This is a genomic window from Vibrio mangrovi (assembly GCF_024346955.1).
In the GTDB taxonomy this organism is placed as follows: domain Bacteria; phylum Pseudomonadota; class Gammaproteobacteria; order Enterobacterales; family Vibrionaceae; genus Vibrio; species Vibrio mangrovi.
On record NZ_AP024883.1, the window covers coordinates 1880173 to 1893736 of the forward strand.

Annotated in this window: 8 protein-coding genes; all 8 read right to left on the reverse strand. The window is 44.5% G+C overall.

From position 1 onward, the window contains the following. Window positions 1-115 precede the first annotated feature (115 nt). The 8 genes from OCU74_RS08465 to OCU74_RS08500 all read right to left on the reverse strand — a co-directional run bounded on the left by OCU74_RS08465 (window position 116) and on the right by OCU74_RS08500 (window position 13524). Window positions 116-1798 carry a DUF3466 family protein gene (locus OCU74_RS08465; RefSeq protein ID WP_087479304.1) on the reverse strand — a complete coding sequence of 561 codons (1683 nt, stop codon included), beginning with the start codon at window positions 1796-1798 and terminating at the stop codon, window positions 116-118. Further along, window positions 1798-3744: an ABC transporter ATP-binding protein gene (locus OCU74_RS08470; RefSeq protein WP_087479305.1), complete on the reverse strand. Its 1947-nt coding sequence runs from the start codon at window positions 3742-3744 to the stop codon at window positions 1798-1800. The genes OCU74_RS08465 and OCU74_RS08470 overlap by 1 nt, the downstream gene beginning before the upstream one ends. Further along, entirely contained in the window at window positions 3722-3964 is a 243-nt protein-coding gene (locus OCU74_RS08475; RefSeq protein ID WP_200807645.1) for a glutaredoxin family protein, read from the reverse strand. Before OCU74_RS08475 ends, OCU74_RS08470 begins: the two co-directional genes overlap by 23 nt. A 6-nt stretch (window positions 3965-3970) precedes the next feature. Continuing rightward, window positions 3971-6100 (reverse strand): bifunctional 23S rRNA (guanine(2069)-N(7))-methyltransferase RlmK/23S rRNA (guanine(2445)-N(2))-methyltransferase RlmL, encoded by a 2130-nt coding sequence (rlmKL, locus tag OCU74_RS08480; RefSeq protein ID WP_087479307.1) that lies wholly within the window; start codon window positions 6098-6100, stop codon window positions 3971-3973. Between the two features lie 429 nt (window positions 6101-6529). Further along, window positions 6530-7066 carry a cell division protein ZapC gene (locus tag OCU74_RS08485; protein ID WP_087480081.1) on the reverse strand — a complete coding sequence of 179 codons (537 nt, stop codon included), beginning with the start codon at window positions 7064-7066 and terminating at the stop codon, window positions 6530-6532. A 181-nt stretch (window positions 7067-7247) separates the two neighbouring features. After that, window positions 7248-8258, reverse strand: a complete 1011-nt coding sequence (pyrD, locus tag OCU74_RS08490; protein WP_087479308.1) for a quinone-dependent dihydroorotate dehydrogenase — start codon at window positions 8256-8258, stop codon at window positions 7248-7250. A 47-nt stretch (window positions 8259-8305) separates the two neighbouring features. Continuing rightward, on the reverse strand, window positions 8306-13153 hold the full coding sequence (locus OCU74_RS08495) for an NAD-glutamate dehydrogenase (RefSeq protein WP_087479309.1): 4848 nt from the start codon (window positions 13151-13153) through the stop codon (window positions 8306-8308). Window positions 13154-13305: 152 nt separating this feature from the next. Next, window positions 13306-13524 (reverse strand): DUF2835 domain-containing protein, encoded by a 219-nt coding sequence (locus OCU74_RS08500; RefSeq protein ID WP_087479310.1) that lies wholly within the window; start codon window positions 13522-13524, stop codon window positions 13306-13308. Between the last annotated feature and the right edge of the window lie 40 nt (window positions 13525-13564).

Below are 13564 nucleotides of genomic sequence, written 5' to 3' on the forward strand. Positions count from 1 at the left end.
CTTTTTTATGACCACACCCTAAGAATCGCTCAATTAAGAATCAGACTCAAGCACAAAAAAAGGTCAGAATGAACGCAAATCCAAATCTGTGACTCAATCCTATTATTGACAAAATTCATCGTCTCCGACGGAACAAAAGCAGACTTAGCAGTGCCAAACCTGCACCACCGAAGGCTGCACCACTTCGCTCAATATTGCTCGACTCATATCCTCTGGCCCTAATGTCACTATTAGTTGCATTCTCAATTGGAATCAACTTCACGGCAACGGTTGTTTCTACCTGATCACCGCTGCCACAAGTCGCATTATGAGCGGTTGAATCATATCCTCCGCTACATTTGATCGCTGTAGCAGCAATTACTCCGGCATCATTAATATCAGAGGCAGTCAGAATGCGGTACTGATTATTGTTGGAAGACACATTACCGTCATTGGTCAGATCATCAAGCAACCAAGCATGATTGGAGAAAATTCCCATTCTGGTCGAATTACTACCCGTTCCGTTATATGGATAGATAAAAGCACGTTTACGGCGCGGCTTACCGCCACTTTCCCGGCTGGATTCCGTATCTATCTGACCAACAATTTCATTGTAATTGTTAATCGCATTTGCATGACCACCGGCACCGGAAAATGAAATATTATCAGAAATAAATGCAACAGCTGGCGATGCAGCACTTACATCAGGAACAACAAACAGACGATTCACAGCCGAACCACCGGAAGGACGGCTCCCTGTCCGTTTCGCCTCACCAATGGCAATCAGATTATTGTTAACGGCGGTTAAAACCGTATTACTGTATGTATAGTCACCACCAATCTCTACTTGAGCATCATTAATTTTCGTAGAAGTCCAGAGACTCGCAGTGGCATAATCAGAAGTATTGACTTTAAATACAGTTGCGTTCATGTAGTTGTTATCACTGTCATAGGTGTTATAACCGACCCCGTAGATCGTACTCCCGTTAACGGTGAAATCACGCATGCTTCCCTGAGCAAGACGCTCATTTTTATTTACATTAACACCGGTTTCCCAACCAATTGCTACAGCAATACCATTGCTCCCCCAGATGGCAGCGTTTGAACTATAATAATTACCATAACTGTTTGTAACATTATTTGAAACACTGCCGACAGTATAAGTACCGTCAGTTTTCCAGGCTCGGAATTTATCAAATGCTCCGGTAGGAGTCACAGTTGCTAACGCATTAACAGAAGTACGATTATTGCCAAGAGAACTCTGAATACCGATAGCATCCAAACTGCTTGTCAGACTATTGATTACTGTATTAGGTGAGTTATAAGAAACGCCACCTTCCACAAAAGCAGTTGCATTTACAGTTGTATCGCCAGTGAGTTCACGCTGCCACTCAGTCCAAAATGGTTGAGCCCATGCACCACATGTAGAATAAAGCAATTGACTTGAACAATAATTCTCGAAATCGCTCAGTACCTGAGCATAAGAAAACGCATTATCCATTCCAAATGGAGCTTCTTCACGATAACTGAGTCCATCAACAGCCTGACCAGCCATCGTTTTCTGAAGACGAGTTTCCCCGGCAAGAGCAAAGCTTGAGCAGGACGTTCCACCAATGCTACCGGCAAGAAAACAGCTGTTAAAGTTTGTCGCAGAATTACTATCATTACTGGAAGGTTGAATTGCGACGCCAAAGGCACTTTGGTAGCTGCCTGAAGTGGTTGGACTCACCTCAACCACATTATAAAGGGCAGCATTAGCCTGGGTTGCCGCCAAAATAGATAGGGCTAATAACGTTATCTTCGTATTTGTTTGTATCATTATAATTTACTGTCCTGTTGTAATGCTTCAAGCTCTTCCCATCGTTCAAATGCCAGCTCAAGCTCTGCTTCTGCCGCAGTTAACCGATCCAGAATGGGTTGAGTCTGTTCCACGCTCTGCGTAAAAAAGTCTGCACTGTTAACCTTCTCCTGAAGGCTACCTATCTCTTGTTCCAGAGTCTCAAGCCTTTCCGGAAGTGATTCCAGTTCACGCTGCTGCTTATAGGATAACTTTTTACCTTTATTAGTTTTAGCCGGAGTATTCGTTTTAGTCGATGATGCTGCCTTATCCGGAGAAATTTCCGAATCCGAAGTTTTACTCCCGATAGCCTCTTTTCTCGTTTCTAATACTTGCCGCCGCTGTTGTTGAGCATCATGATACCCACCAACAAATTCTTCAATTCGGCCATTACCTTCAAAAATCCAGCTCGTGGTCACTGTGTTATCGACAAAATGACGATCATGGCTGACTAAAAGCAATGTACCCTGATAATTGGCAAGTAAATCTTCCAAAAGTTCCAGAGTTTCGATATCTAAATCATTTGTCGGTTCATCCAGCACCAAAAGGTTGTTGGGACGAAGAAAGATCCGAGCCAGCAACAAACGATTTTTTTCACCACCAGACAGTGCTTTAACCGGCGTTCTTGCCCGCTTCGGAGAAAAAAGAAAATCTTGCAGGTAACTTAGAGCATGACGCTGGCGGCCGCCAACCATCACTTCCTGCTTCCCGTCAGCCAGATTGTCCATCACAGTTTTTTCCGGATCCAGCTTTTCCCGATACTGATCAAAATAGGCAACTTCCAGTTTTGTCCCACAATGTAAACGACCACCCGTCGGCTGAAGTTGTCCCAATAACAATTTCAACAGTGTGCTCTTACCGCAACCATTCGGACCAATCAACGCAATCCGATCGCCACGCATTACATTAAAACTAAACTTATCAATAATACACTGACCATCAATTTCGTAACAAAGATTTTCTGCCTCAAATACAATCTTTCCGGAACGAACTGTATCATCAAGTTGCAGGTTTACTTTCCCCTGTACATCTCGTCGTTCACTCCGCTCCTGACGAAGCTTTTTCAGTGCTCTCACCCGCCCTTCATTCCGGGTTCTGCGGGCTTTAATGCCCTGACGTATCCAGACTTCTTCCTGAGCCAGTTTCTTATCGAATTCTGCATTTTGCAGTTCTTCTACCCGTAAAACTTCTTCTTTTTCCGTCAGATACTGGTCATAACTAGCTGGGAATGAAACAAGTTTTCCCCGATCAAGATCCACAATCCTCGTAGCCATAGACTGAATGAAACTACGGTCATGAGAAATGAAGATGATCGATCCTTTGAAATCTTTCAGAAAACTCTCCAGCCACTCAATCGTTGTAACATCCAGATGGTTCGTTGGTTCATCAAGCAGCAATACATCCGGATCACAGACAAGAGCCCGAGCCAGTGCAGCTTTACGCTGCCATCCTCCGGACAAATCAGTCAACAGAGTATGTCCATCCAGATTCAGTGACGCCAGTACGTTTTTAATCCGATCATCAAAACGCCACGCATCACTGTGGTCCAGTTTCTCCTGAACCTGTGCCAGCCGGGAAATATTCTGTTCACTCGGATCACTTTCTACTTTCTCCAGCAATTCTTGATAAAGTTGTAAATGTTTTCCGACATCAGCAAGACCATCAGCAACGTACTCAAATACTGTTCCTTCCTGATCTCTGGGAGGATCCTGCTCCAGACGCGATACAACTACATCCTGAGTCACCGTCATCTTTCCATCATCCAGATGAATTTCTCCATCGAGAACCTTCATCAAGGTTGACTTACCGGTGCCATTTCTGCCAACCAGACAGACACGTTCATTTTCTTGCAGAGAAAAATCAATGTGATCCAGTAACGGATGATCACCAAACGCTAAATATCCGCTATGAATACTTATTAATGCCATGAGCTTCTAACCAAATCTTTAATTCTGTGAGTGAGAACGGCCAGTTCAATTCCTGATCCTGAAATCTGAAGACCGGAATCGTGACACCGTAACGATCATATAATGTTTTATCACCAGCAATATCAATCTGTTGTACCAACTCCGCAACACCTGCTTCAACAGCCAAAGCAAAAGCCTGCTCACAAAGATGACAATACTGTGTGCCGTAGAGAATAAGCAAAATCAGTTATTCCGACGGGACTTCGCAATGACGGATGAGCCAACAATTATGGATCTGCTGATTGCGCTTAAAATCTAAAGGTAACGTCTGTGATGAGATATTTTCCGCAGAGAGTTGCAACTGAGCCATCGCTTCCATATCCATCTTAAACTGGCGCTTATTATTGGAGAAAACAATCACGCCATCTTTGCGCAGAATACGTTTCAAATGCTGCATTAAGTGGATATGATCCCGTTGAACATCAAACGTACCCGTCATTCGCTTCGAGTTTGAAAACGTCGGCGGATCAATGAAAATCAAATCATACTGACCTTTTGCCTGCTCAAGCCACTGTAGACAATCTGCCTGCTCGTATCGGTGTTGGCGTCCCTTCTGGCCATTGAGGGTCATGTTTTCTTTCGCCCAGTCCAGATAAGTTTTCGACATATCAATAGTGGTAGTCGATTTTGCACCGCCCAGCGCCGCATGCACAGTTGCTGTTCCGGTATAAGCAAACAGGTTAAGAAAATCTTTCCCTTTTGCCATTTCTCCTAAGCGACGACGAGTCAGCCGGTGATCAAGGAACAGACCGGTATCCAGATAGTCATATAGATTGACAATGAACCGGGCACCATACTCATGTACTTGTGTTGTTTTTGCTTTAGTGGACATTTTCTGGTACTGAGCATGCCCTTTCTGTTTTTCCCGAACCTTCAGCACAACATGGTTGGCATCGACATCCATCACCTGAGTTGTCGCACGAATCATATCCGTCAAACGCCGTTTGGCTTTTTCAGGAGCAATTGACTTCGGCGCGGCATATTCCTGAATAACCACATGATGGCCATATACATCAATTGCAGCATTGTAATCAGGAAGATCTGCATCATAAACACGGTAGGAATCAAGCTGTTCACGTTTCGCCCATGGAGTGATTTTTGCGATATTTTTGCGCAGGCGGTTGGCAAAGTCAGCTGCGACCTCCTGAGCTGCAGACTGAATCTGAGCAGCATCACGTTCAGCAATAGAGTAGAGTTTTAAGTGACAAGGTAACGAACCATTCCTCATTTTGAACTGCTTGTCGGCCCGCATTCGCAGACAACTTAACAATTCATCTGAGCTGGAAAGAAACATTGCCTGGCATCCGCCAAATTCAGATTTAAGTTGAGCGCCTAAGGAAGCATACAGTGCAATCAAACCCGGTTCAGTCCCTAAGCGTTCCCCATAAGGTGGATTTGAAATAATCAATCCACCCTGAAACGATTCGGGACGCTGTAACTTTGTTGCATCCATCTGCTGAAAATCGATCAGCTCACTGACGCCGGCACGACGAGCATTTTCTTTTGCCAGAGTCAGCATCTTCGCATCGTAATCATAGCCGTAAATAGGAACAGAAATCTGTTTAAGACCTTTTTTCGACTGGACACTTGCCTGAGTTTTAACTTGTGTCCACAGTTCCGGATCATAGTCAGGTAAAGATTCAAACCCCCAGCGGGAACGTTTAATGCCCGGAGCAATCCCCGCAGCAATCATTGCAGCTTCAATGACCACGGTACCGGAACCACACATAGGATCCATTAAAGCAGTTTCTCCGCCCCACCCGCTACGCATAATCATCGCAGCAGCCAGTGTCTCTCTCAGAGGTGCCGCGCCAGCTTCAGTTCTATATCCCCGAACATGCAGACTGCCACCAACCATGTCGATTCCCAGTATTGCTTTTTCTTTATTCAGACGAACATGAACCCGAAGATCCGGACGATCTTTGCTGATCGTCGGACGAGGTAAATTCTTCTTCGTAAAATGATCAACAATTGCATCTTTAACTTTGACTGCACCATATTGACTGTTACGGATAGAACGGTTCGTTCCATTAAAATCAACAATCAACGTTCCTGTTGCCTGTAAATAATCACTCCACCGAACAGCAGATGCTGAAAGATAAAGATCCATGTCATCCTGACAAGTGAACTCAGAGATAACCCGAATGAAACGTGAAGCAATTCTGCTCCAGAGGCAACAACGATAAATAAGCTCATTGGAGGCGCGGAATCGGACACCGGCCTGAACAATCTGAGAGTCGTTAACACCTAAACGGTTCAACTCCTCTGCTAATAAATTCTCAAGTCCGATTGAAGTAGTGGCTAAATACTGATGCATCGATGGTCTTTACTCTGAAAATTGGCCCGCAATTATACCTGACATTCATCTGTTTGGGTAAATCAAACCACGGAATTTTTCTTTTTCTCCTCTGAAAATACTCATTCTCTTTATTGCTGCCATAACAGCACCTTCCCGGTAAGTGAGTATTTATTCACATTAAATTTGGTCTAGACCAGAGCCTTATTTACATTGTAAATTAGTTACAAAAACAGGCCAAAAGAGGAACTATTGACTGAAAAAAGTCATTATTGCTGAGGTTATAACCGCTGTATTGATGATAAATTTATCGAAATTTATGGATGAATCTCACAGTTGAGATTGTCGATATCATGAGATGAAAACGAGTGCTGGGGTTTCAACAGACAAAAAAAATCGGCTTTGCAGCCGATGGGAAATAAAAAAGGAACAAAATACGAATGGAAATCACTAGCCAACTAAGGCTACAGGTTGTGAACCAAGGTTCACGTACTCCATACGATCATGCATCACTTTGATAGCCTGACCATACATGAGTTCTTTACCGGGAGCGAGTGTAAATGCTTCAAGCTCAATACTTGCACATAAGCTTGCATTCTCACCCACTTCCAGGACAATAAAACGACCGGCGTTCATCCGGTTCTTCAACTGGACTATCTCTCCCGCATGTGGGACTGTCTCAGTATTCTGAATATCAAAGAACCAGCTTTTCGGCTGAACCGGTTTATGAAACCTTTTCGCCGCGACACAATTTAAAATCAGTTCAACTTTTCTCGGTTCTGACAAGTCCAGATACTCAACACTCTCTTTGAAAGTTTGATAATCACTCGCGTCATCGACAGTAAACTGACCAGAAGTAAATGCACAAGCAACAAGTAGCTTTTTGGGCAGAAGGGTTTTAAAAACCATCTCATTTCCCAAATCAAGCATTAAGTGGCCTTCTCTGTCACAGAAATACCAGTTCCATTTGTCACTCGGTTTAAGCATATTACAACTCTTTTCATGCGTATCATTCAGTGGCATCAGCGCTCTCCACAGAACAGCTTTACCAACGATTCAATATCCATTCTAAAAGTGAAAAGAGAAAAAAAAAGAGGAAATGAATTCTCATTTCCTCTGAATAATTTCAGGCTGATTTGCACCAAATCAGGCAAATCATGCGGGATAACTATAGGTTTTTCACAATATCTTTTACTAGACCAGGACCATGGTAAATAAAACCTGAATAAACCTGCACCAATTTAGCACCAGCCAGTAGTTTTTCCTTCGCTGCAACATAAGAGTCGATTCCACCGACCCCAATAATCGGAATCTGCTCACCAAGTTCCTGATAGAGCTTGCGGATCACTTCGGTACTTCTCAATTGCAGAGGACGCCCACTCAATCCCCCGGTTTCATTTGCATGTTTCATTCCCATCACAACAGAACGATCCAAAGTGGTATTAGTCGCGATCACTCCGTCGATTTTGTTCCGAAGCAACGACTGACAAATTTGTTCCAACTCTTCATCGCTTAAATCGGGAGCAATTTTCAATGCCAACGGAACATACTTATCATGCTGCTTTGCTAACTCGGACTGTTTTGCTTTCAGCAAGCTTAACAGCTCATCCAGGGCTTCCCCATACTGCAACGAACGTAATCCCGGTGTATTAGGAGACGAAATATTCACGGCAATATATCCGGCATACGGATATACTTTCTCCATACAGATCAAATAGTCATCGGATCCTTTCTCAATCGGCGTATCTTTATTTTTACCAATATTGATCCCCAGAATACCATCGTAGTTAGCCTTTTTGACATTCTCGATCAATTGATCAACACCCTGGTTGTTAAAACCCATGCGATTAATGATCCCTTCAGCTTCCACCAGCCGGAACAGTCTGGGTTTATCATTACCGGGTTGTGGCCTTGGTGTTACCGTACCGACCTCAACGAAGCCAAATCCCATTGCACCGAATGCATCAATGCATTCTCCATTTTTATCCAGTCCGGCAGCCAGACCGACCGGGTTCTTGAAAACAAGCCCCATGCATTCTACCGGACGATTCGGTAAATGCTGGCGATAAAGAAGATCGAGCGGTGTCCCTGTGAAACGTTTAAAGTTCTGAATTGCGAGATCATGTGCCTTTTCGGCATCCAGTTGGAAAAAGCCACTTCTGGCGATACGGTAAAGCATTGTGCCTCCGAAAGAAAAAAAGCCCCGTACAAACGGGGCCTTATTATTTACTCATTTGCCGAACAATTCAAATTTAATAATGCAAGTTCCCTGAGTGCCACGGAGAATTTAGCGAATTCATGGACAGCTCCCACTTTAAATTCATTCAGGATATTCTCCCACCGTTGCAAGGCTGTATTGTTACCTTCGATCCACTGATCCAACAACTGAATTTCATCAAACGATTCTCCCAGACAACCGCAGGAAAGTACCTGAGATGTCAACTGACGTTGCTGCCAGTCCAGATCTTCCCGGAATGCCGCACGGGCCAGTGCCTGCCAGTTGTTATCCACAGCCTGATGATTGATTTGCTGCAAGAACCAGTGGAGTGACAAACGAACCCCCAAATGGAAATAAAGTTTGGCTGTCTGCTGAACTGTAATCCCTTTCTCTTTCGCCACGATACAAATATCCAGTGCCGAATTCAGACTGGACAAGCGGGAAACGTAATGAGCAACATCTTCATCAATACCCTGTCCGATCCAACGGCTAGCCAGAGCATCATGATCGCTGACTTCTCTGCCGACCAGTACTTCATTCAGATGAAGAGCTATCTGCTGAACATCATCTTTATAGAGATCAATCAGTTCATTGACTGATTTTTTCCCCATATGATTGCGGAGAATCCACCGGGACAAACGTCTTAAAATCCGCCGGACAAATCCCAGCACTTCATACTGTGCCATGGTTGTGGCCTGATTATCCAACAGACGCACTTTTTCCATAATCTGATCGAGATTATAAATATCCCGGGCTGCACAATAGGCATTGGTAATTTCGACAACACCGGCACCTGTTTCTTCCTGCAAACGGGAGACAAAGTTACATCCCATTTCATTGACCATCTGATTCGCAAGCGCTGTCGCAATGATTTCACTACGCAGCGGATGCGTTGGAAGTAACTCTGTATAGTTACGGCGTAACTCAGAAGGGAAATACTGAATCAGCTGCTCGGCATGGTAACTATCATTTGCGATTCGGTCATCCGCCAACTGCTCTTTCAAGACCATTTTACCGTAAGCAATCAGTACAGAAAGTTCCGGACGGGTCAGACCGACTTCCCGCTTTTCCCGCTCCAGAAGTGTTTCATCGTCAGGCAGATATTCCAGCCCACGATCCAGTGAACCACTTTTCTCCAGTGTATGAATGAAGCGAATCTGCTCTTTGACCAGTGAAACTCCCTGAACTTCAGTCACAGAGATCGATTCAGCCTGCTGATAAGCATCAGCAAGAACAATATCCCCGACTTCATCCTGCATCGATTGCAGCAACTGGTTACGTTTTTTCACCGTCAATTCACCGTGAGCAACCAGAGTATTCAGGAAGATCTTGATATTGACCTCATTGTCAGAGCAGTCAACCCCACCGACATTATCCACAAAGTCGGTATTTACCCGACCGCCCTTGAGAGCGTATTCGATCCGTCCCAGTTGCGTCATCCCCAGATTACCGCCCTCACCGACAATTTTCGCCTGCAAGTCGATACCATTGATCCTTACAGCATCGTTGGCACGATCACCGACATCAGCATCCGTTTCCTGAGCGGCTTTCACATAAGTTCCGATCCCGCCATTCCACAATAGATCAACATCCATTTTCAGGATCAGACGAATCAGATCATTCGGCGCCATCCGTTTTTGATCGGTTTGCAGCATTGCTCTGACTTCTGAAGAAAGAGTTATGGACTTGGCCTTTCTGGAGAAGATCCCACCACCTTTAGAGATCAGTTTCTGATCATAATCTTCCCATGAGGATCTTGGTAGTTTGAATAAACGATCCCTCTCCTGCCAGCTTTTCTCTGTATCCGGATCCGGATCCAGAAAGATATGTAAGTGGTTAAAGGCTGCCAGTAAACGTGTATGCTGTGATAACAACATACCATTACCGAACACATCCCCGGCCATATCACCAATTCCGACCGCAGTAAATTCGGAAGTCTGACAATCGATTCCTAATTCCCGGAAATGACGTTTAACCGACTCCCATCCGCCTTTTGCTGTAATCCCCATGGCTTTATGATCATAACCATTAGAACCACCGGATGCAAATGCATCCCCCAGCCAGAAACCGTAAGCTTCAGAAACCGAGTTTGCAATATCTGAAAATGTTGCAGTTCCTTTGTCTGCGGCAACAACTAAGTACGGGTCATCCGGATCGTGTCGGACGACATCAACCGGTGGAATAACTTCGCCTTCTTTAATGTTGTCTGTAATATCCAGCAATCCCTGAATAAACTGGCGGTAACAACGTTGCCCTTCAGCAAAAATTTCATCGCGGTTACTGAACAGATACTGTTTCTTACAGATGAAACCACCTTTCGCACCAACCGGAACAATCACCGTATTTTTAACCTGCTGGGCTTTCACTAATCCCAGGATCTCGGTACGGAAATCTTCTTGTCGGTCTGACCAGCGTAATCCACCCCGGGCAACTTTACCGCCACGCAGATGCACACCTTCAATATCCGGTGCATAAACAAATATTTCATAAGCCGGAACCGGAGCCGGAATATCAGGAATATCACGGGGACTAAGTTTCATCGACAACCAGGGCTTTGGCTGCCCATGAGCATCGGTCTGGAAATAGTTCGTGCGCAATGTTGCCTGAATCATTTCCATGTATCGACGCAGAATCCGGTCATCATCCAGACTTTCAACGTCTTCAAGCTGGGCAGAAATATCATTAACCTGTTTTTCAAATGTCCGCTCTCTCTTCTGTTCATCAAGAGCAGGATTGAAACGTTCAGCAAATAGTTCAACCAAGCCTTTTGCCAGTTGCGGATAATGGTTGAGTGTATCTTCAATATACTGTTGACTGAATGGGAAACCGACCTGCCGCATATAACGGGCATAAGATCTCAGGATAGAGACTTCTCTTCCCGTCAGGGAAGCACTCAGTACCAGCCGGTTAAATCCATCATTATCCAGTTCACCCCGCCAGATCGCAGCAAAAGCCTGCTGGAAACGATCCCTTGACTCCCGGATATCGATCGCCATTTCCGTCTTATGCAACATCGAGAAATCAAGTATCCAATAGGTCTGTCCATTGGTTTTATCAACTTCATAAGGAGATTCGCCAATGACCCGGAGCCCCAGATTTTCAAGCATTGGCATAACGTCGGACAGATGAATCGGTTCATCCCGGTGATAGAGTTTTAGTTTGACGACTTTAGAACTGCTATCTTCCTCCTGTGGACGATAAAACAGCATTCCCAGTTTATGATCTTCACTCAGAGATTCCAGCCGTTCGATATCCGCAACAGCAGTGCCCGGCATCATGGCTTCTTTATAGGAGCGAGGGAAAGCCCGCATATACTCTTTCGAGAGTGGTAATCCTTTACTTTCACCCAAGTTGGCCACAATCGCTTCAGATAACCGGTCATCCCAGCTGGTTGAAGCTTCCATCAGATTCTGCTCTATTTTTTTCACATCAATATCCATATTGTTGTTATCGACCCGCACAATATAGTGCGTACGGGCTAAAGGACTCTCTGAGAAATAAACTGTGTAATCAACCGGTTGTTTCGATTCAAAATAGTCGGCGAGCACGGCTTGTGTTTTCTTCCGTAGCTCAGTCGTATGACGATCCCTTGAGACATAAACCATACAGCTGAAAAAACGTCCGAAAGGATCTTTACGGACAAACAGACGTAACAGATCCCGATCCTGCATCTGTACGACGCCCATCCCGACTTCCAGTAACTCTTCTTCACTTGCCTGAAGCAGTTCATCCCGTGGATAATTCTCAAGAATATTATGCAGGGCTTTATAAGAGTATGCTCCTTCCCGGTAGCCGCTGGCAGCAAGGATCCGCCCGGCTTTTTCCCGGATCAGCGGAATACTGCCAATCGTCTGATTATATACGGCTGAAGTATATAAGCCGGTGAAACGATGTTCCCCGATAACTTTGCCATTCTTATCGAATTTCTTGATCCCGACATAGTCGGTATAAGCCGGACGGTGGATCCGGGACTGTCCATTTCCCTTCGTCAGGATCAACAGAAATGGTTTGGTTGCTTCCAGCCGGGCTGAATCTGAAAAATCAGAGAGCTTCACCCCTCGAACCCGAGCCGGATCAGAGAAAAGTCCAAGTCCTGCGTCATCTGTAGGACGCAGCTCCCCACCTTCCACCGTATCGATCAGATCATATTCTTTATATCCCATAAAGGTAAAATTATGGTTCGCTAACCACCGCAAAAACTCAATGGTTTCTGAAAAACGTTCAGCATCGATCGGTATCTGCTTTTTCTGTTTTTCCAGTTGCTGAATAACATGGTTGAGTTGTTTAACCATCGGCGTCCAGTCTCTGACGACCAGAGAAGTATCGGCAATAACCCGGATAATTTCATCGTGCAGGTGTTTTATTTTCTGACTATCGGTCAGGCGATCGACTTCGATATGGAACATCGAATGTAGTTCACCCTCACCCTGACCAATACTGAGAATTTTATCATTATTATCACGTTGTATCGGGGCCGGGCCATGAAGCATTAAATGACAGGCAAGATCCAGACGGCTCAAAACCATCTTGATGGAATCAACTAAAAATGGTGTATCGGGAACAACGACTTCAATAATAGTATGGGTTGACTGCCATCCATGTTTGCTGACAACCGGATTAAAGACTTTCACAGATTGTTCCGTAATCTTCGCTTCGTTTAAATGATGCCAAAGACTAATCACGGCACCGTACAAATCAGACTCCGTCCGATTAATCAGGTCGTCCTGTGAAATGTTATTGAAAAGATGCTGCGCAAGTTGCTTGACGACAGTATGCTGCTCGGAATCTAACTTCGTTTGGATCAGTTGGAATACTTTCTCGACTAAAACTGGCTGTAATGTGTCGCGTGAACCCATAGAAACCTCATCTATTACTGGATTACTCGTTATTTTTATTAGTTTATGCGTTAAGCATAATAGTTCCGTAAAAGAAACAACTGAATTGTGAATTAATTTTGATAAAAATTAACTAATTTGCATCACAAAAGAGAAAATGTGTTGCGTTAATGTCAAATTAATTCGAGTCTCTGGAATTTATGCTGTTCATCTGTCGTCAGACGAAACCGACCTTTCAACCCGAACTGGGTCAGATATGGACGGAAGTGAGTCGCAGGAAGTTGAAGGGTTAGACCATTGTCCGTTCTGACCACAATGTGACTTGCCGAGCCGGAATAGTGAGCAAGATATTCCTGATAAGGAATATGAATGGAAAAATAAAAATACTTCATCGGCGTAAAACAACCGTGGCAATACCTGCCACGGTCTTTC